This is a genomic window from Streptomyces sp. NPDC021212, from assembly GCF_044332925.1.
Classification (GTDB): domain Bacteria; phylum Actinomycetota; class Actinomycetes; order Streptomycetales; family Streptomycetaceae; genus Streptomyces.
In genome coordinates this window covers 268,260-286,930 of the sequence record NZ_JBIRPZ010000011.1, presented here as the reverse complement: position 1 = coordinate 286,930, position 18,671 = coordinate 268,260, and the positions used below count along the sequence as shown (strand labels likewise).

Here is an 18,671-nt window from a genome sequence, read left to right as displayed (position 1 = left end):
AGCCTAATGGCCCCACGCGTGTCTGTTCACTGGCGCCGCAGCAGCCGGGAGGCACCGGCCGCGACGGTGGTCGCCAGCACCCAGCCGAGCAGGATCATCACGATGGACGCCCACTGGACCGCGCCCGCGGGTTTCCAGTAGCCGTCCTGGCCCAGGTTGATGACCGGGATCAGCAGGTCGAGCGTATAGAGCGAGGCGTTCCAGTACGGGGTCTCGTCCGGTTTGATGGGGTCCGGTCTGTTGTGTGAGAAGAACACCGAGCCGACGGCCCACAGCACCGCCATCCACACCGCCGCCCGGCCGGGCCGGTAGCCGTAGGCCACGGTCCAGTCCTGGAGGTAGCCCCACATCTTCCCGGCGAGCGGCAGCGTTTCGCGGCGGCGGCGCTGCTTGGCGAGCAGCACCTCGCGCGCGTCGGCGTCCTCGCCGCTGGCCCGCATCGTGTTGGCCAGCATCTCGTACGGCTCGGGCGCGTACTCGGGGGTCGCGGCCGCCACCCACTCCAGCCGCCGGGACAGCGGGAAGTGGCCACGCGGGATCAGGTTCTCGTAGGAGAAGCCCGCCATGGTCAGCCCGCCGGGGCCCGGCCAGCTCACCGACTTGTCGACCAGATTGACCACCTTGGCGCCGGACAGGATCACCCGGCCGCGCTGCGGCCGCTCGCCCAGGAAGCGCAGCTCGGGCGTCTGCACCCGGCGCAGCGACAGCTCCTGGTCGTTCTCCATGACGAAGCGGGCCTGGTCGAAGTCGATGGCGTCGCCGATCCGCCCGTCGTCCAGCCGGATCCCGCCCTCGCATTCGAAGCGCTGGATGCGGGTGCCGCGCGTCGGCGTGCTGGTGGTGCCGTACGGCGGCGTCGAACCGCTGGAATAGGTGCTCAGCCCGCCCGCGGTGAGGTACAGGCTGCGCTCGACGGTCAGCTGCGGCGCGTTCAGCGCCCGTCGCCCGTACGGGTTGCGCAGCCGGCTGCCGCGCAGGGAGAGCGACACGCCGATCTGGGCGCCGCGCAGACTGATCTCGCCGTACGACTCGATCATGTCGGCCTGGAAGTCCTGGGCCACCGTCAGCCCGTCCGCCGTGATCGACATCCCCCGGCGGTCGCGGCGCACGATCAGCTGGTTGAGCAGTAAATCGGTGCCGATGTGGGCGTCGGTGAGCCGGATGCCGTGGTCGACCACGCAGCGCGGCAGATGCAGGTCGCCCTCGGTGCTCAGCCGGGCCGCCTCCAGCCGGGGGAGCGAGCAGCCCACCAGGCGGAGGGTGGTGAAGTGGGATTCGGGAAGCAGCACCTCCCGCTCGAAGCGGCAGTTCTTCAGCTCCACGTACGGGTCGATGCTGCCGCCGGCCAGGTCGAGGGTGCCGGTGATGTGCACCCCGTTGAGCTTGAGCGCGGCCACCCGGCCCGGCTGGGCGTGCGGCCCGTCGAGCAGCAGCAGGGCGACGACCCGGGCGCGCACACTGCGCTCCGGGCCCCAGGCGTACGGGCCGGACGGATCGTTTCGCTGGGGGTGGGAGGTGCGCAGATCGTGCGTACTGCCGTTACGGAACGCCTGCCACATGCCCCACTCGGCGGTGGTCAGGTCGAGCCCCGGGGGAGGATCGCCGTCGTGTGGCTCGGTCACAGCCGTGTGCCTCCTGTCCTCCGTATCCCCGTACGGATCCACATTCCCGCTGAGTAACCGCTTGAACGCCAACGGTCAGGATCAACTTAGGGGGTCCGTATCACTCACTGATACGGGGGGCGGGACGCCGGAACACGTCTGAGACAATTGATCGCGTGATCTCCCGTATCGATCTGCGCGGTGCCGCCTTCCCGGAAGGCGGGATCGACCGCGACCTGCTGCCCCGTGCCGAGCTGGACGTCGAGGCCGCCCTGGAGAAGGTGCGGCCCATCTGCGACGACGTGCGCCATCGCGGCACCGCTGCACTGATCGAGTACGCGCATCGGTTCGACGGCGTGACCATGGAGCGGGTGCGGGTGCCCGCCGAGGCGCTGACCCGCGCCCTCCAGGAGCTGGACCCGGCCGTGCGCGCGGCCCTGGAGGAGTCCATCCGGCGGGCCCGGCTGGTCCACCACGAGCAGCGGCGCGCCGACCACACCACGCAGGTCGTGCCGGGCGGCACGGTCACCGAGCGCTGGGTGCCCGTCGAGCGCGTCGGGCTGTACGCACCGGGCGGCCGGTCCGTCTATCCGTCCTCCGTTGTGATGAACGTGGTGCCCGCCCAGGAGGCCGGGGTCGCCTCGATGGCCGTCGCCTCCCCGCCGCAGGCGGAGTTCGGCGGGCTGCCGCACCCCACCATCCTGGCGGCCTGCGCGCTGCTCGGCGTCGACGAGGTGTACGCGGCGGGCGGTGCCCAGGCGGTCGCCATGTTCGCGTACGGCACCGAGGAGTGCCGTCCGGTCTCCATGGTCACCGGGCCCGGCAACATCTGGGTCGCCGCCGCCAAGCGGCTGCTCAAGGGCCGCATCGGCATCGACGCCGAGGCCGGGCCGACTGAGATCGCGATCCTCGCCGACGCCACCGCCGACCCGGTGCACGTCGCCGCGGACCTGATCAGCCAGGCCGAGCACGACCCGCTGGCCGCCTCGGTGCTGGTCACCGACTCCGAGGAGCTGGCGGCCGCGGTCGAGAAGGAGCTGGAGGTTCAGGTCGCGGCCACCAAGCACGTCGAGGACCGCATCGCCCCGGCGCTCGCCGGGCGGCAGTCCGGCATCGTGCTGGTCGACGGCCTCGAACAGGGCCTCGCGGTGGTCGACGCGTACGCGGCCGAGCACCTGGAGATCCAGACCGAGGACGCGGCGGCGGTCGCGGCCCGGGTGCGCAACGCCGGGGCGATCTTCGTCGGCGCGTACGCACCGGTGTCGCTCGGCGACTATGCGGCGGGCTCCAACCACGTCCTGCCCACCGGCGGCTGCGCCTGCCACTCCTCCGGCCTGTCGGTGCAGTCCTTCCTGCGCGGCATCCACGTCGTGGACTACACCCGCGAGGCGCTGGCCGAGGTCGCGGGCCATGTGGTGACGCTCGCCGACGCGGAGGACCTGCCCGCGCACGGCGCGGCGGTGAAGGCACGGTTCGACTGGAAGGTACCTGGGAGCAAGTGACCGGGATTGACGATCTGCCCATCCGTGACGAGCTGCGCGGCAAGACCCCGTACGGCGCGCCGCAGCTGGACGTGCCCGTACGGCTGAACACCAACGAGAACCCCTATCCGCTGCCCGAGCCGCTGGTGGAGCGGATCGCCGAGCGGGTCGCCGAGGCGGCCCGCCGGCTCAACCGCTACCCGGACCGGGACGCGGTCGAGCTGCGCACCGAGCTGGCCCGCTATCTCACCCGTACGGCGGGTCTCGCGGTGGGACCCGAGCAGGTGTGGGCGGCCAACGGCTCCAACGAGGTGCTGCAGCAACTGCTCCAGACCTTCGGCGGCCCCGGGCGCACCGCGATCGGCTTCGAGCCCTCGTACTCGATGCACGCGCTGATCTCGCGCGGCACCGGCACCGGCTGGATCTCCGGCCCGCGGAACGACGACTTCACGATCGATGTCGGGGCCGCGTGCGCGGAGATCGCCGAGCGCAAGCCGGACGTCGTCTTCATCACCTCGCCGAACAACCCGACCGGCACCGCCGTCGGAGCCGAGACGGTGCTCGCGCTGTACGAGGCGGCGCAGGCGGCCAAGCCGTCGCTGGTGGTCGTGGACGAGGCGTACGCCGAGTTCAGCCACCGCCCGTCGCTGCTGCCGCTGATCGAGGGCCGGCCGCATCTGGTGCTCTCCCGGACGATGTCCAAGGCGTTCGGCGCCGCCGGGCTGCGGCTCGGCTACCTCGCCGCCGACCCGGCCGTGGTCGACGCCGTCCAGCTCGTCCGGCTGCCGTACCACCTGTCCGCCGTCACCCAGGCCACCGCGCTGGCCGCCCTGGAGCACACCGATACGCTGCTCGGGTACGTCGACGCGCTCAAGACCGAGCGCGACCGGCTGGTGCGGGAGCTGCGCGCCCTTGGCTGCGACGTGACCGACTCGGACGCCAACTTCGTCCAGTTCGGACTCTTCGAGGACGCCCATGCGGCCTGGCAGACCCTGCTGGACCACGGCGTCCTGGTCCGGGACAACGGAGTACCGGGCCGGCTGCGGGTCACCGCGGGCACCCCGACCGAGAACGACGCGTTCCTCGACGCGGTTCGCGAGCTGATGAAGGAGAGAAGCGCATGACCCGCGTGGGCCGCGTGGAGCGCACCACCAAGGAGACCTCGGTCGTCGTCGAGATCGACCTCGACGGTAAAGGCGACGTCGCAGTATCAACGGGTGTCGGCTTCTACGACCACATGCTCGACCAGCTCGGCCGCCACGGCCTCTTCGACCTCAGCGTCAAGACCGAGGGCGACCTGCACATCGACACCCACCACACCATCGAGGACACCGCCCTCGCGCTCGGCGCCGCCTTCAAGCAGGCGCTCGGCGACAAGACGGGGATCTACCGCTTCGGCAACTGCACCGTGCCGCTGGACGAGTCGCTGGCCCAGGTGACCGTCGACCTCTCCGGCCGCCCGTACCTCGTGCACACCGAGCCGGAGAACATCGCGCCGATGATCGGCACGTACGACACGACGATGACGCGGCACATCCTGGAGTCCTTCGTCGCCCAGGCGCAGATCGCCCTGCACGTCCACGTGCCCTACGGGCGCAACGCCCACCACATCGTGGAGTGCCAGTTCAAGGCGCTCGCCCGGGCCCTGCGGTACGCGAGCGAGCGCGACCCGCGCGCCGCCGGGATCCTCCCCTCCACGAAGGGCGCCCTCTGAATGAACGGGCTGTCGACCGTTTTCATCCTGCTCGGGCTGTTCCTTCTCGGCGGAGTCGTCTCCTTCGCCAAGCAGGGGCTGCCCAAGGGCGTGATCGTGCTGCTGGGAGTGGGCGCCACGATGGCTCTGCTGGCCGGGATCCTTCGGCTGGAGGTCTGGAATTGAGCACCAGCGCTAAGAATGTGATCGTTTTCGATTACGGCTTCGGCAACGTCCGCTCCGCCGAACGGGCCCTCGCCCACGTCGGCGCGGACGTCGAGATCAGCCGCGACTACGACAAGGCCATGGCCGCCGACGGCCTCCTCGTCCCCGGCGTCGGCGCCTTCGGCGCCTGCATGAAGGGGCTGCGCGAGGTGCGCGGCGACTGGATCGTGGGCCGCCGGCTGGCCGGCGGCCGCCCGGTCATGGGCATCTGCGTCGGCATGCAGATCCTCTTCGGCCGCGGCATCGAGCACGGCGTCGAGGCCGAGGGCCTGGACGAATGGCCCGGCACCGTCGAACCGCTGCGCGCCCCCGTCGTCCCCCACATGGGCTGGAACACGGTCACCGCGCCCGGCGACTCGCGGCTCTTCGCGGGGCTGGACAAGGAGGAGCGCTACTACTTCGTGCACTCCTACGCGGTCCGCACCTGGGAGCTGGAGGTCAGCAACCCGCACATGCCCGGGCCCAAGGTCAGCTGGACGACACACGGCGAGCCGTTCGTGGCCGCAGTGGAGAACGGCCCGCTGTGGGCCACCCAGTTCCACCCCGAGAAGTCCGGCGACGCCGGGGCCCGCCTGCTGCGCAACTGGCTCGACACGCTCTGACCGGCCGCCCCGCCCGCACCCGCCCGCTCCGTCCTCACCGTAAGGTTCCCGCATGCCAACGCACCGCCTCGAACTCCTCCCCGCCGTCGACGTCCGCGACGGCCAGGCCGTCCGCCTCGTCCACGGCGAGTCCGGCTCCGAGACGTCGTACGGCGACCCGATGGAGGCCGCCCTCGCCTGGCAGCGGGCCGGCGCCGAATGGCTGCACCTGGTGGACCTCGACGCCGCCTTCGGCACCGGTGACAACCGCGAGCAGATCGCCCAGGTCGCCCGCGCCATGGACCTCAAGGTCGAGCTGTCCGGCGGCATCCGCGACGACGCCTCGCTCACCGCGGCCCTCGCCACCGGCTGCACCCGCGTCAACCTCGGCACCGCCGCCTTGGAGACCCCCGAATGGGTCGCCAAGGTCATCGCCGAGCACGGCGACAAGATCGCCGTCGGCCTCGACGTCCGCGGCACCACCCTGCGCGGCCGCGGCTGGACCCGCGACGGCGGCGACCTGTACGAAACCCTCGCCCGCCTCGACTCCGAGGGCTGCGCCCGCTACGTCGTCACCGACATCGCCAAGGACGGCACCCTCCAGGGCCCCAACCTGGAGCTGCTGCGCAACGTCTGCGCCGCTACGCCCAAGCCCGTCGTCGCCTCCGGCGGCGTTTCCTCGCTCGACGACCTGCGCGCTCTTGCGACCCTGGTACCGGAAGGTGTCGAGGGCGCCATCGTGGGCAAGGCGCTCTACGCCAAGGCGTTCACCTTGGAAGAGGCGTTGGAGGCGGTAAGCGTATGACCGGAGCCGATAGCTCAGCCGAGAAGACGACGCGGCGGGTTCAGACCGGCAGCCCCTGGGAGGAGAGCATCGGCTTCGCCCGGGCCGTCGCGGCCGGCGACCTGGTGGTCGTGTCCGGGACCATGCCGCTCGCCGAGCGCGGCGTCCTGGAGGGCGAGGGCGACCCGTACGAGCAGACCCACGCGGCCTTCCGTCACGCCTTCGACGCGCTGAAGGAATTCGGCCTGGGCGTCGAGTCGGTCATCCGCACCCGTATGTACCTCACCCACGCGCGCGACGTGGACGAGGCGGGCCGCGCCCACAAGGAGATCTTCGACGCCGTACGCCCCGCCGCGACCCTCGTCGTGGTGTCCGGCTTCGTCGACTCACGCGTGCTGGTGGAAGTCGAACTGGAAGCATTCCGAGGAGCCCGAAAGTCATGACCCTGGCGGTCCGAGTCATCCCCTGCCTGGACGTGGACAACGGCCGGGTCGTCAAGGGCGTCAACTTCCAGAACCTGCGGGACGCCGGCGACCCCGTCGAGATGGCCCGGATCTACGGGCAGGAGGGCGCCGACGAGCTGACCTTCCTCGACATCACCGCCTCCTCCGGCGACCGCGAGACCACCTACGACGTGGTGCGCCGCACCGCCGAGCAGGTCTTCATCCCGCTGACCGTGGGCGGCGGCGTCCGCACCCCCGAGGACGTCGACAAGCTGCTGCGCGCCGGGGCGGACAAGGTCGGCGTCAACACCGCCGCCATCGCCCGGCCGGACCTCATCCGCGAGATCGCCGAGCGCTTCGGCAGCCAGGTCCTCGTCCTGTCGGTCGACGCCCGCCGCTGCCCGTCCGGAACGGAGACCGCGTCCGGCTACGAGGTCACCACCCACGGCGGCCGCCGCGGCACCGGCATCGACGCCGTCGAATGGGCCCACCGCGCGGCCGAGCTGGGCGCCGGGGAGATCCTGCTGAACTCGATGGACGCGGACGGCACCAAGGACGGCTACGACACCACGATGATCGAAGCCGTCCGCAAGCACGTCACCATCCCCGTCATCGCCAGCGGCGGCGCGGGCAAGCTCGCCGACTTCCCCCCGGCCGTCGCGGCGGGCGCGGACGCGGTGCTGGCCGCCTCCGTCTTCCACTTCGGCGACCTGCGCATCGGCCAGGTCAAGGGCGCGCTGCGGGACGCGGGGCACCCGGTCCGCTGAGGAGTACGCGGCCGCGGCGGGGGACCACCGGACGGTGGTCCCCCGCTTCATGCTCTGATCACTTGGTGGTGGGCCGCTCGCGGTAGTGGTCGACGATCCCGTGGTCCAGAAGGGCGTACTCCGACAGGACGTCGCCCTTCTTGCCCGCCCCGAAGTCCTTCGTCCGGTATTCGCGCCTACCGAGGTAGGCGAGGCTGTCCCGGTCGAAGATCCACTCGTTCGCGATCCACGTCCGCTTGTCGACGCGGGCGATGCCGAACCCGTGGCGGCCCGCCGCGTCCACCGCGTCCTCCTGCCGCGTCACCCCGGGGATCTTCGCGACGGCCTTGTACAGCGCGGCGGCGTTCTCCGGCGGCATCACGTCGCCCAGCAACCGGCCGATCTGCTCGAAGACGGCCTGCGCCTTCTCCTGGCCGTCTTCCGCTTCGGTCATCCGGTACAGCTCCTTGAGCAGGTCGTCCGGATCGGTCGGCAGGGACGCCAGCCACTGGTACGTGGGGCGGCCGATGCCCGCCGGAGACCCGCCCAGTTCGTACATGTTGGAGTAGACCCCGTTCTCGTAATACTCGCCGGTCTTGTGGATCCGCTTCACCTGCTGCGACCTCCAGGACTCGCTCTCGCCCCGCGGATCCAGCTTGGAGGCGCCGTTCTCCTTCATCTCGGCCCCGGCCCCGACGCTCTTGACGTAGGCGAACTGATCCTGGCGCACCGGCTGGACGTCCGACTTCGCCGCGGTCCCCGCGAGCCGGTCGAGCAGGACGGTGGCGGTCTCGTGGGGCCGGGCGGTGGTGTCGCCGGACGCCCCGCCGCCCCCGGTGAGGGTGACGGCCAGTGCCCCGGCCAGCGCCAGCCCTGCGGCGGGCATCAGCACGGCCGGGCGCAGCAGCCGCTGCCGGGTCTTCGGGGCGGGGGTCGTCTTCTGGTCGGCGGCGTCGGCGTTGTCGTCGATGAGCTGCATCAATCGGTCCTTGTGGTGGAGGTACGGAGCGGAGGGCACGTCCCGCTCGGCCGGGACGGGAGGAAGCAGCCGGGCGATCTCCTCGTACGCGGCGTCCTCGCGCTCGGGCCTCATCGGGGGTCCTCCTGAAACTCCTGAAACGGCAGGGCCGCGAACGCGGCCTCGTGCTGTACCTCTCCGCGACGCCGCGGCGGTTCCTTCTTTTCCTCAGCGAGCCGCTGCTCCGCGAGCTTGCGCAGCCGGGCGCGGGCCCGGGACAGCCTTGAGCGCACCGTCCCCACCGGAATCCCCATCGCCTCGGCCGCCTGCGCGTAGTCCAGCCCCGACCACACGCACAGCGCCAGCACCTCCTGCTCCCCGCGCCGCAGACGGCCGTACACCTCCCGCACGGCGCCCAGTTGGCGGGCGTCGTCGATCCGGCCCGCGGTCTCGTCCGCGAAGTCCGCCACCGGATCGGGCGCGGGTCGCCGGGCCAGGAAGGCCAGCCGCCGGCCGATGCCACGATTGGCGTTGCGCGCCTTGTTCGTCGCCACGCCCAGTAACCACGGCTTCAACGTGCCGTCGCCCGGCTCCAGTTGCTCACGCCCGCGCCAGGCGTCCAGGAACGTGTCCCCCATCACCTCCTCCGCGACCGACCAGTCGCCGGTCAGCCGGAAGGCATGGTTGTAGACGCTTCGCGCGTGCTCCTCGTACAGCTCCGCGAACGCCTCGCGGTCACCCGCCCGTATCCGCTCGCGCAGGCCCTCAGTCATCTCGTTTGCACCTCACACCCGTGCCTCTCCGCACGCTGTGCGTGGTTCCGGTGACCTGCGCCACAGAGCGGGGCGCGTGATGGCTATTCGGCCGACGCCGTGTGGATCACCTCGTCGAGGACCTCGCGGGAGCGGAGCAGGTCGGCGATCATCCGGTCGATGCGCTCCCGCTCGGCGGTGAGGTCGGCGACCAGTCGCGGGGTGGCGGCCCGGGACGGTCCGCCGTCCGAGTCCCGCATGCAGGGGAGGAGCTGGGCCATCTTCTCGCTGCACAGCCCCGCGGCGAACAGCTCCTGGATGCGGATCACCCGGTCCACCGCGCCCTCGCCGTACTCGCGGTGGCCGCCGGGGGTGCGCTCGGCCCACAGCAGGCCCTGTTGCCCGTAATAGCGCAACGAGCGCTCGCTCACCCCGGTGCGCCGTGCCAGCTCCCCGATCCGCATGCCGTACCGCCCCGCCCGTTTCCCGACTTGAATCTGACATCAATGACAACTTCTACGGTACCGGCATGACGAACGCACTCTTCGAACCGGCCCGCCTCGGCGAACTGCACCTGCCCAACCGCCTGGTGATGGCCCCGCTGACCCGCAACCGCGCCGCCGCCGACGGCGTACCGCTGCCGATCATGGCCACCTACTACGCCCAGCGCGCCTCCGCCGGGCTGATCATCGCCGAAGCCGCCACGCCCAACGCCGAAGGCCAGACGTACCCGAACATCACCGCGATCCACAGCCGGGCCCACGTGGCGGGCTGGCGGCGCGTCACCGACGCCGTCCACGCCGCGGGCGGCCGGATGTTCCTCCAGCTCCAGCACGGCGGCCGGGTCGGCCACCCCGACACCAGCGGACTGACCCCGGTGGCCCCCTCCCCGGTCCCGCTCCCCGAGACGATCTTCACCCCGGGCGGCCACCAGGATGCCGTCGTCCCCCGCGAGATGACCGCCGACGACATCCGCACCACCATCGCCGACTTCGCGGCCGCCGCCCGCAACGCCGTCGACGCGGGCTTCGCCGGGGTGGAGGTGCACTCGGCCAACGGTCACCTCCTCCACCAGTTCCTCGCGGGGAACACCAACCGCCGCACCGACGCCTACGGCGGCCCGGTCAGCCGCCGCATCCGGTTCGTGGTCGAGACCGCCGAGGCCGTGGCCGAGGCGATCGGCCCCGAGCGGGTGGGGCTGCGCGTCTCGCCCGGCCACACGGTCAACGGCATCCAGGAGGACGACACCGAGGCCCTCTACCCCGCCCTCACCGAGGCCCTGACCGACCTCGGCCTCGCCTATCTCCACGTCGGATACGCCGACCCGGACCAGCCCCTCTTCCAGACCCTCCGCAAGACCTGGCCCACCACCCTGATGGCCAACCCGGTGCTGCCCGTGGACCAGATCCCCGCCGACGGCGGCCTCCGCGAGGCCGGGCGCCTGCTCACCGCCGGAGCCGACCTGATCGCCCTCGGCCGCCCCTTCCTGGCCAACCCCGACCTCGTCCACCGCCTCCGCACCGGCGCCCCCGTCAATCCGGTCCGCGACCGGTACCTGATGTACGTGGGCGGCGAGACGGGCTACACCGACTACCCCACCCTGACCGTCGCCTCGTGACGGACGGGTGAACCGCCCGCCATGACCGGCCGTCTCCTCCATGGTCCCGGTGGCCGCGTTCTCATAGGCCGCCGCTGACGACCTCGTGCTCCCGCCCGTAGCCCCGGCATCCCCCACCGGTGCCGTTCCCGGTGTTGCCGGTCCATCGGACGGTGGTGCGGTAGGTGTGCCGTCTGCCCATCGTCTCGACGCTCCTCGCGGTGTGGTGCCTTCGTCGGGCATGAAACCGTGTGAGTGTGGCAGAGAAGACGAGTGAGCTGGAGACGGCCTTGGCCGAGGCTGCGTCTCCCTCGTGGTCGCGACGTGTTCGCGCCGGGCGTGGTCTCGCTTCCTTCGTCGATGTTCCCGAGGCTGCGGAAGCCTTGGCGGGGCTGCTGCTGGACGCCGAGGACACGGCCGTGACGCGACAGACGGCAGAGGCCCTGGCCCGGGTGGGGACAGTGGCCGCCGTACGGCTTGTCGCTCGCGCGGTGGCCGAGGCCGACGACAACCACGCCGACTGGCTGCAGACCGGGGTGCGGGACGCGGTTGCGGGGCCTGACAGCGTGCCGGACCTCGAAGCGGTCTGCGGGCAGCTCGTCCGGGACCCGGAAGAAGCGGTCCGCCGGGGCGCCGCGGAGATCTCGGCATGGGCGGACGACGCACAAGGGTGAGGTGAGTAGTACGTTCTAGTTACGGGACCGTGGAACGGGAACGAGGAGCCGGTCAAGAGATCGATATGCTCGGGGGCGGGTCGGCCAGGACGGCGTTTCGGCAGGGCAGGAGTGACGGGGTGACCGAGGAGACGGGCGGCACGCGGCCGACCATGGCCGATGTCGCACGGGCCGCCGGTATCTCCACCGCGCTGGTCTCGATCGTGATGCGCGGCGTCCCGGGAGCCAGCGACGCCACCCGCGCACGCGTGCTGAAGATCGCCGACGAGATGGGGTACGTCCCCGACCAGCGCGCCCGCAAGCTGCGCCAGAGCAGTTCACGGCTGCTCGGCGTCACCTTCGAACTCCAGCAGCCCTTCCATGGCGACCTCGTGGAACAGATCTACGCCGCCGCGGCCCGGCGCGGCTACGACGTGACGCTCAGCGCCGTGGCGCCCAGCCGCGCGGAGGCCGCCGCGGTGGGGGCCCTGCTGCGGGAGCGGTGCGAGGCGGCCATCCTGCTGGGCAGCAGGCTCGGCGCGGAGGAGCTGACCCGGCTGTCCGGCCGGCTGCCGACGCTGCTGGTCGCCCGCCACACCGACGTACCGGGCGTGGGCGTCGTACGCGGCGACGACCGCGCGGGGGTCGCGCTCGCCGTCGACCACCTCGCCGCCCTCGGTCACCGGCGCATCGCGCACATCGACGGGGCCGGGGCGCCCGGAAGCTCCGACCGGCGGCTCGGCTTCCTGGAGGCCATGGGGCGGCACGGACTCCAGGACTCGGCCGAGGTGCTGGCCGGCGGGCTCACCGAGAACGCGGGGGCGCAGGGCATGCGCTATCTGCTGGCCCGCGAGACCCCGCCCACGGCCGTCGTCGCCTTCAACGACCGCTGTGCCACCGGCGTGCTGGACGTCCTCGGGCGGGAGGGCCGCGCGGTGCCCGGGGAGATCTCGGTGGTCGGGTACGACGATTCGCGGCTGGCCAAGTTCCCGCATGTGCAGATGACGACGGTGTCGCAGGACGCGGCCCGGCTCGCGGAGGCCGCGGTGAGCGGGGCGCTGGATCTCGTCGCGGGCCGGGAGGCGACCGAGAACGTGTTCGCGCCGCACCTGGTGGAGCGCGCCACCACCGGACCGGCACCCGAGAGTCCCTAGAACGTACTAGTCACTTATTGGCCGCCCGGCTGGAGCGGCGGGTCCTCGATGTCCTGGCGGATGAGCCACTGGACGAACGTGCGCCCCTCCGGGGTCATATGGGCCTCGCCCTCGCGCTGCAGCAGGTAGTGGGCCTGGCGCAGCGGCACCAGGCGGTCGTGGAGGACGACGAGCCGGCCGTCGCGGACGGCGGCGCGGGCGAAGCGTTCGGGGATCAGGGCGCAGTGCAGCCCGGAGGCGGCGAACTGGGCCGCGGCCACGGTGGTGTCGAGCGTGATGGTCGCCTCCGCGCCCCGCGACGGCGGCGGGGTGTGCGGGAACAGCCGCTGCCAGAGGTCGTCGTAGCCGATGACGTGCACCCGCGGCCGGTGCTCCAGGTCGGCGGGCCCGGTCAGCGGCCCGTACGCCTCCAGATGGGCGGGGGAGCCGACCACCACGGCCTGGTCCTCGTGCAGCAGATCGGCGGTGAATCCGGCCCAGCGGCCGTTGCCGTGACGTATCTCCAGGTCCACCTCGTGCGGCGGAACCTCGTTGGCCCAGATCGCGGTCACCACCCGCAGGTCGATGTGCGGATAGCCGTCGTGGAAGTCCTGGAGGCGGGGCACCAGCCAGGTCATGGCGTACGAGACCTGCACCCGCACGGTCAGCCGGCCGCCCCCGGCCGGGCCGAACAGCCCGCCGGTGCCCGCCGACAGGTCGTCGAACGCGCCCCGGACGGTGGGCAGATACGCCTGGCCCATCGGCGTCAGCCGGACACTGCGCGCCTGGCGCTCGAACAGGGCGATCCCCAGGTGCGTCTCCAGCACCCGGATGCGCTGGCTGACCGCCGACGCCGACAGGCCCAGCTCATCGGCGGCGGCCGCGATGCTGCCGAGCCGCGCGGTCGCCTCGTAGGCCAGCAGTCCGGGCAGCGGAGGGAGGGGCGTACGCACAGGTCGGGACGCTACGCGGCGCCCGGCCGGGCGGGCAATGGCGAGCAACACATTTCGGGGGTCTCAGGCCCCTGCCGACAGGTTTGACGTGCACTTCCCGCCGCTCGGAGACTGTCGGCATGGCCTACCTCCTCCTTCTGGCCGCCATCACCGCCGAATTGATCGGCACGAGTCTCCTCAAAACCACCGCGGGCTTCTCCCGCCCCGGACCCTCCCTGGCCTGCCTCGCCTCGTACGCGGTGGCGTGCTTCCTGCTGGCACGGGCGATCCACTACGGGATGCAGGTCGGCGTGGGGTACGCCCTGTGGTCGGGCCTCGGCACGGCCCTCATCGTGGTGATCGGTCTGCTCTTCCTGGGCGAACCGCTCACCGCGGCGAAGGCGATGGGCGTGGCCCTGGTGATCGGCGGCGTCGTCACGCTCAACCTCGGCAGCACGCAATGACCCGCATGACGCCGGGCAGGGCCGACGGTCCGGCGGCCGGGGCTCAGATGCCGAGCTTGGCGTCCCGCACCGCGGCCACCGCCTCCTTGTCGCCGTCCAGTTCGACCCGGGCCGCCTGCTGCCGCCCGTACAGGAACAGCGCCAGCTCCCCGGGCTCGCCGGTGCCCGTGACCACCGGGACGCCGCGGTGGGCGACCGCCGTACGGCCGTCGGGGCGCCGCAGCACCAGACCGACCGGGGACTTGCGGCCGAACACCCGCGCGACCCGCTCGATGCGGGACCACAGGGCGTCGGCGAAGACCGGGTCGATCTCGCGCGGCGTCCAGTCCGGCCGGGCGCGGCGGACGTCCTCGGCGTGGACGTAGAACTCGACGGTGTTGGCCGCCTCGTCCACCTGCTTCATCGCGAAGGGCGACATCCGAGGCGGGCCGGTGCGGAAGAGCTGCACCAGCTCCTCGTACGGCTTCGCGGTGAACTCGGCCTGCACCCGGGTCAGCCGCTGGGCCAGCGGCTTGATCACCAGGCCCCCGGCCGCGTCGGCGCGGCGCTCGCGCACCACGAGGTGGGCCGCCAGATCGCGGGTGGTCCAGCCCTCGCACAGCGTCGGGGCGTCGGGGCCCGCGTTCTCCAAGAGATCGGCGAGGAGCAGGCGTTCGCGCTTCGCGTGAGTGGACATACCGCCCACCCTACGGCCGACGCCCGCCGCCCGCCATGAGAAAACGCCCCGAAACGGCCCCGAAGCGCGCCGGGGGGCTACTTCGGTATGGGCTCCTTCAGCTTGGCGCCGTCCTTGCCCGTGCTCACCGTCAGCGCGCACGAGACCCGGTCCTTGCGGTGCTCCGTGTAGGTGCCCAGGGCCGGGTAGAACGCGTAGTAGTAGTACTCCCGGCCGTCGTTGGGGACGCTCTCCAGCCGCTTCTCGGCGTCCGTCGCGCACAGCGAGAGCGCCTTGCGCTGGATCGCCCGCTCGGAGGAGAAGTCTCCGGTCAGCCTCTGGTTGGTGATCACCTCGCCGTCGTGCGCGCGGTCGCACGAGCGCTTCTCGACCTTCGTCACGCTGCTGTCCATCGCCGGGTGGTCGAAGCAGGTGCCCGGCTTGAGCACGACGTACGGCATCCGGCGGCCGGACGACTTCGAGGGGTCGGGGGACGGGACGGCCCGGTCGTCCCCGCCGCCCAGCGGTGCGCCCTGGCCCGGGTCCTCCGACCCACCCGCCGAAGCGGACGCGGCGCCCGACGGCGACGAGAGGGGGCGGTTCGAGGGGGACGAGGGGGCGGCGGCCGCCTTCTCGCCGCCGCCGTCGTCGTCCTGCGCGCCGAAGAAGGCCACCCCGGCGACCACCGCCAGGCCCACCGCCACACCGGTCACGATCGCCGCGGTCCTGGCGCGGCCGGTGACGGGCGGCGGCCCGGCCGGGGGCGGGGGCAGCGGGGGTGGCCCGAATCCGCCGCGGAGCGCGGGCGGACCGGGCTGCCCGGGCCCGCCTGACGGCGCCGGGTCGATCGGCGGTCCGAAACCCTCCTGCGTCTGCTGCGTCTGCTGTGGTTCCTGCTGCGGCGGCTCCTGCGGCGGCGGACCAAACCCCCCGCCGTTTCCAGGCCGGTTGGGGTCATGCGACGGCGGCGGAAACGTCATGCCCGAAGCATGCCCCATCACCCCCGCATCCCGACCATCGGGCCCGGCCATTCCGGCAGGCGGGACCGCGGGCGGCCCCGGGCCGTCGGCGCCCGCCGCGGAGCACTCGTCCGGGCGTGCAGAATGGTCGCATGACCGGCTCCGATCGTCCCTCCGCCCTCGACCCGGCCATCGCCGACCGCCTCAAGCGCGGCGCCGACGGCCTCGTCCCCGCCATCGCCCAGCAGTACGACACCGGCGAGGTGCTGATGCTCGGCTGGATGGACGACGAGGCGCTCCACCGCACCCTCACCACCGGCCGCTGCACCTACTGGAGCCGCAGCCGCCGCGAGTACTGGGTCAAGGGCGACACCTCGGGTCACATCCAGCTGGTCAAGTCCGTCGCGCTCGACTGCGACGGCGACACCGTGCTCGTCCGGGTCGACCAGGTCGGTGCCGCCTGCCACACCGGCGACCGCACCTGCTTCGACGCCGACGTCCTTCCGCTGGGCGAGTAACGAGCAGCCCCTCGGACCCAAGATCGCCCACTAGGCTTCCCAGCCATGACCCAGGACGCTGCCACGATGGACCTCGAGACCTTCCGCAAGCTGGCGGCCGACCGCCGTGTCATCCCCGTCACCCGCAAGCTGCTCGCGGACGGCGACACCCCGGTGGGCCTCTACCGCAAACTCGCCGCCGAGCGCTCCGGCACCTTCCTGCTGGAGTCCGCCGAGAACGGCCGCTCCTGGTCCCGTTACTCCTTCGTCGGCGTCCGCAGCGCCGCCACCCTCACCGAGCGCGACGGCCGCACCCACTGGCTGGGCACCCCGCCCGTCGGCGTCCCCACCGAGGGTGACCCGCTCGCCGCCCTGCGCGCCACGGTCGAGACCCTGCACACCCCGCGTGACCTGGGCGGTCTCACCCATCTGCCGCCCTTCACCGGCGGCATGGTCGGCTACCTCGGCTATGACGTCGTCCGCAGGCTGGAGAAGATCGGCGAGCACGGGCGGGACGATCTGCGGCTGCCCGAGCTGACCATGCTGCTGACCTCGGATCTCGCCGTCCTCGACCACTGGGACGGGACCGTGCTGTTGATCGCCAACGCGATCAACCACAACGACCTCGACACCGGCGTGGACGAGGCGTACGCGGACGCCGTGGCCCGGCTCGACGCGATGGCCGCCGACCTCGTACGGCCCGTCCCGACCGACCCCACCGCCCTGCCCCCCTCCGAGGTGCCCGAGTACACGGCGCTGTGGGGCGGCGCGGACTTCATGACGGCCGTGGACGACATCAAGGAGCGCATCCGCGCGGGCGAGGCATTCCAGGTCGTCCCCTCGCAGCGCTTCGAGACGCCCTGCTCGGCCACCGCGCTCGACGTCTACCGGGTCCTGCGGGCCACCAACCCCAGCCCCTATATGTACCTCTTCCGCTTCGACGGCTTCGACGTGGTGGGCTCCAGTCCCGAGGCGCTGGTCAAGGTCGAGGACGGCAGCGCGATGTTGCACCCCATCGCCGGCACCCGGCCCCGCGGCGCCACCCCGCAGGAGGACGCCGCCCTCGCCGAGGAGCTGATGGCCGACCCCAAGGAGCGGGCCGAGCATCTGATGCTGGTCGACCTGGGCCGCAACGACCTGGGGCGGGTCTGCGAGCCCGGCAGCGTCGAGGTGGTCGACTTCATGTCGGTCGAGCGCTACAGCCATGTCATGCACATCGTCTCCACCGTCACCGGCAAGCTCGCCGGGGGCCGCACCGCCTTCGACGTCCTCACCGCCTGCTTCCCCGCCGGCACCCTCTCCGGCGCCCCCAAGCCGCGCGCGATGCAGATCATCGAGGAGCTGGAGCCGAGCCGCCGCGGGCTGTACGGCGGCTGCGTCGGCTACCTCGACTTCGCGGGCGACTCCGACACCGCCATCGCCATCCGCACCGCGCTGCTGCGCGACGGCACGGCCTACGTCCAGGCCGGCGCCGGAGTCGTCGCCGACTCCGACCCGACGGCCGAGGACGCGGAGTGCCGCAACAAGGCGGCGGCGGTGCTGCGCGCGGTGCACGCGGCCAACCGCCTGGGGTAGTCCGGGGGCTTTCCCCCACCCCGCCCCTTCCCGAATCCGGGGCCCTGCCCCGGGCCCTGGGCCTCAAGCGTCGGCCGGGCTGGTTTTCGGGGCTCTGTCCCGGGCCCTGGGCCTCAAGCGTCGGCCGGGCTGGTTTTCGGGGCCCTGCCCCGGATCCGGAGCATCGAGCGCCGGCCGGGCCGGGTAGCGCTCGCCCCCGGGCGGGGGTCTGTTCGGCGTGGGGGATAGTGGTAGGCGTGAGTGCAGCAGCCGTACCCCCGCCCCGGGCCGAGAACGAGCCCTCCGCCCCCGCCGTCTCCGCCGCGCGCGGCCGCCGAGCGGCGCGCGGCAGCCTCGCCGTCGCGCTGCTGTGCGGTGCGCTCGGCTCGGCGCTCGTCCTGCTGGCCACCAGCCGCAAGTGGGCCGAGGGCACGGCCAGCGTCGCCCAGGGCTCGCTGCCGCAGAGCGCCAACGGCGATGACATCACCGGGCTGCCCGGCGCCCTCGCCGTCGTCGGTCTCGCCGCGCTCGTGGCCGTCTTCGCCGTACGCCGCGTCGGCCGCGTCGTCGTCTCCCTCCTGCTCGCCCTCAGCGGCACCGGCATCGTCATCAGCGCCGCGCTCGGCGCCTCCGACAAGGCGGCGCTCAAGGAGAAGGCGTCCAAGGTGACCGGCGTGGCGGGCAGCGCCATCCACGACGTGTCGTACACGCCCTGGCCGTGGGTCGCCCTGGCGGGCGGCGTACTGCTGGTGCTCGCGGGCGCGCTCGCGCTGGCGTACGGGCGCCACTGGCCCGCCATGTCCGGGCGGTACGAGCGGGCCGGAGCCGAGGGTGGAGGCGCCGGACGCCGCGCCGCCGCGGCGCCCGACCCGGACCGCCCCGAGGAGCTGTGGAAGGCCCTGGACCGCGGCGAGGACCCGACGCTTTCGCGGTAGGCATGGGGCCGATACCGGGTGGGCACCC

Annotated in this window: 22 protein-coding genes; 15 read left to right on the top strand and 7 right to left on the bottom strand. The window is 72.4% G+C overall.

The features are described 5' to 3' along the window. Nucleotides 1–26: 26 nt before the first annotated feature. Nucleotides 27–1,622, bottom strand: coding sequence for an oxidoreductase (locus ACH4SI_RS29300; protein WP_398300782.1), 1,596 nt, complete (start codon nt 1,620–1,622; stop codon nt 27–29). Nucleotides 1,623–1,777: 155 nt separating this feature from the next. On the opposite strand from ACH4SI_RS29300, the gene hisD reads away from it, so the two are divergent. The 8 genes from hisD to hisF are packed head-to-tail and all read left to right on the top strand — an operon-like array spanning nt 1,778 to nt 7,575. Beyond that, entirely contained in the window at nt 1,778–3,103 is a 1,326-nt protein-coding gene (hisD, locus tag ACH4SI_RS29295; RefSeq protein ID WP_398300780.1) for a histidinol dehydrogenase, read from the top strand. After that, nucleotides 3,100–4,206 carry a histidinol-phosphate transaminase gene (locus ACH4SI_RS29290; protein WP_398300778.1) on the top strand — a complete coding sequence of 369 codons (1,107 nt, stop codon included), beginning with the start codon at nt 3,100–3,102 and terminating at the stop codon, nt 4,204–4,206. The genes hisD and ACH4SI_RS29290 overlap by 4 nt, the downstream gene beginning before the upstream one ends. Next, nucleotides 4,203–4,796: an imidazoleglycerol-phosphate dehydratase HisB gene (gene hisB / locus ACH4SI_RS29285; protein WP_398300776.1), complete on the top strand. Its 594-nt coding sequence runs from the start codon at nt 4,203–4,205 to the stop codon at nt 4,794–4,796. The genes ACH4SI_RS29290 and hisB overlap by 4 nt, the downstream gene beginning before the upstream one ends. After that, nucleotides 4,797–4,961 carry a hypothetical protein gene (locus tag ACH4SI_RS29280; protein ID WP_398300774.1) on the top strand — a complete coding sequence of 55 codons (165 nt, stop codon included), beginning with the start codon at nt 4,797–4,799 and terminating at the stop codon, nt 4,959–4,961. Then, entirely contained in the window at nt 4,958–5,602 is a 645-nt protein-coding gene (gene hisH / locus ACH4SI_RS29275) for an imidazole glycerol phosphate synthase subunit HisH (RefSeq protein WP_398300772.1), read from the top strand. The genes ACH4SI_RS29280 and hisH overlap by 4 nt, the downstream gene beginning before the upstream one ends. Nucleotides 5,603–5,654: 52 nt before the next feature. Continuing rightward, entirely contained in the window at nt 5,655–6,386 is a 732-nt protein-coding gene (priA, locus tag ACH4SI_RS29270; RefSeq protein WP_398300770.1) for a bifunctional 1-(5-phosphoribosyl)-5-((5-phosphoribosylamino)methylideneamino)imidazole-4-carboxamide isomerase/phosphoribosylanthranilate isomerase PriA, read from the top strand. Then, on the top strand, nt 6,383–6,808 hold the full coding sequence (locus ACH4SI_RS29265) for a RidA family protein (protein ID WP_398300768.1): 426 nt from the start codon (nt 6,383–6,385) through the stop codon (nt 6,806–6,808). The genes priA and ACH4SI_RS29265 overlap by 4 nt, the downstream gene beginning before the upstream one ends. Next, nucleotides 6,805–7,575 (top strand): imidazole glycerol phosphate synthase subunit HisF, encoded by a 771-nt coding sequence (gene hisF, locus ACH4SI_RS29260; protein ID WP_398300766.1) that lies wholly within the window; start codon nt 6,805–6,807, stop codon nt 7,573–7,575. Before ACH4SI_RS29265 ends, hisF begins: the two co-directional genes overlap by 4 nt. A gap of 58 nt (nt 7,576–7,633) precedes the next feature. Here the strand turns inward: hisF and ACH4SI_RS29255 are convergent, their stop codons facing one another. The 3 genes from ACH4SI_RS29255 to ACH4SI_RS29245 form a co-directional block, all read right to left on the bottom strand. After that, on the bottom strand, nt 7,634–8,647 hold the full coding sequence (locus ACH4SI_RS29255; protein ID WP_398300764.1) for a CU044_5270 family protein: 1,014 nt from the start codon (nt 8,645–8,647) through the stop codon (nt 7,634–7,636). Beyond that, nucleotides 8,644–9,285 carry an RNA polymerase sigma factor gene (locus tag ACH4SI_RS29250; protein WP_398300762.1) on the bottom strand — a complete coding sequence of 214 codons (642 nt, stop codon included), beginning with the start codon at nt 9,283–9,285 and terminating at the stop codon, nt 8,644–8,646. The genes ACH4SI_RS29255 and ACH4SI_RS29250 overlap by 4 nt, the downstream gene beginning before the upstream one ends. Nucleotides 9,286–9,368: 83 nt before the next feature. Continuing rightward, nucleotides 9,369–9,728 carry a MerR family transcriptional regulator gene (locus ACH4SI_RS29245; protein ID WP_398300760.1) on the bottom strand — a complete coding sequence of 120 codons (360 nt, stop codon included), beginning with the start codon at nt 9,726–9,728 and terminating at the stop codon, nt 9,369–9,371. A 65-nt stretch (nt 9,729–9,793) separates the two neighbouring features. Here ACH4SI_RS29245 and ACH4SI_RS29240 point away from each other — a divergent pair, with 65 nt between their 5' ends. The 3 genes from ACH4SI_RS29240 to ACH4SI_RS29230 all read left to right on the top strand — a co-directional run bounded on the left by ACH4SI_RS29240 (nt 9,794) and on the right by ACH4SI_RS29230 (nt 12,668). After that, nucleotides 9,794–10,882 carry an alkene reductase gene (locus ACH4SI_RS29240; RefSeq protein ID WP_398300758.1) on the top strand — a complete coding sequence of 363 codons (1,089 nt, stop codon included), beginning with the start codon at nt 9,794–9,796 and terminating at the stop codon, nt 10,880–10,882. A 236-nt stretch (nt 10,883–11,118) separates the two neighbouring features. After that, nucleotides 11,119–11,535: a HEAT repeat domain-containing protein gene (locus ACH4SI_RS29235; protein WP_398300756.1), complete on the top strand. Its 417-nt coding sequence runs from the start codon at nt 11,119–11,121 to the stop codon at nt 11,533–11,535. Between the two features lie 119 nt (nt 11,536–11,654). Further along, nucleotides 11,655–12,668 (top strand): LacI family DNA-binding transcriptional regulator, encoded by a 1,014-nt coding sequence (locus ACH4SI_RS29230; RefSeq protein WP_398300754.1) that lies wholly within the window; start codon nt 11,655–11,657, stop codon nt 12,666–12,668. A gap of 14 nt (nt 12,669–12,682) precedes the next feature. On the opposite strand, the gene ACH4SI_RS29225 is transcribed toward ACH4SI_RS29230, so the two are convergent. Then, a complete protein-coding gene (locus ACH4SI_RS29225; RefSeq protein ID WP_398300752.1) occupies nt 12,683–13,600 on the bottom strand; it encodes a LysR substrate-binding domain-containing protein in 918 nt (305 codons plus the stop codon). A 119-nt stretch (nt 13,601–13,719) separates the two neighbouring features. On the opposite strand from ACH4SI_RS29225, the gene ACH4SI_RS29220 reads away from it, so the two are divergent. Continuing rightward, complete coding sequence (locus ACH4SI_RS29220) at nt 13,720–14,043, top strand: DMT family transporter (RefSeq protein ID WP_398300750.1); 324 nt, start codon at nt 13,720–13,722, stop codon at nt 14,041–14,043. 43 nt (nt 14,044–14,086) lie between these two features. Here the strand turns inward: ACH4SI_RS29220 and ACH4SI_RS29215 are convergent, their stop codons facing one another. Both ACH4SI_RS29215 and ACH4SI_RS29210 read right to left on the bottom strand, forming a co-directional pair. After that, entirely contained in the window at nt 14,087–14,719 is a 633-nt protein-coding gene (locus ACH4SI_RS29215) for a TIGR03085 family metal-binding protein (protein ID WP_398300748.1), read from the bottom strand. Nucleotides 14,720–14,796: 77 nt separating this feature from the next. Next, on the bottom strand, nt 14,797–15,678 hold the full coding sequence (locus tag ACH4SI_RS29210; RefSeq protein WP_398300746.1) for a hypothetical protein: 882 nt from the start codon (nt 15,676–15,678) through the stop codon (nt 14,797–14,799). 131 nt (nt 15,679–15,809) lie between these two features. On the opposite strand from ACH4SI_RS29210, the gene hisI reads away from it, so the two are divergent. The 3 genes from hisI to ACH4SI_RS29195 all read left to right on the top strand — a co-directional run bounded on the left by hisI (nt 15,810) and on the right by ACH4SI_RS29195 (nt 18,643). Beyond that, nucleotides 15,810–16,175, top strand: a complete 366-nt coding sequence (gene hisI, locus ACH4SI_RS29205; protein ID WP_398300744.1) for a phosphoribosyl-AMP cyclohydrolase — start codon at nt 15,810–15,812, stop codon at nt 16,173–16,175. A gap of 45 nt (nt 16,176–16,220) precedes the next feature. Next, nucleotides 16,221–17,729 (top strand): anthranilate synthase component I, encoded by a 1,509-nt coding sequence (locus ACH4SI_RS29200; RefSeq protein WP_398300742.1) that lies wholly within the window; start codon nt 16,221–16,223, stop codon nt 17,727–17,729. A 236-nt stretch (nt 17,730–17,965) separates the two neighbouring features. Beyond that, nucleotides 17,966–18,643 carry a TIGR02234 family membrane protein gene (locus ACH4SI_RS29195; protein ID WP_398300740.1) on the top strand — a complete coding sequence of 226 codons (678 nt, stop codon included), beginning with the start codon at nt 17,966–17,968 and terminating at the stop codon, nt 18,641–18,643. The last annotated feature ends 28 nt before the right edge of the window (nt 18,644–18,671 follow it).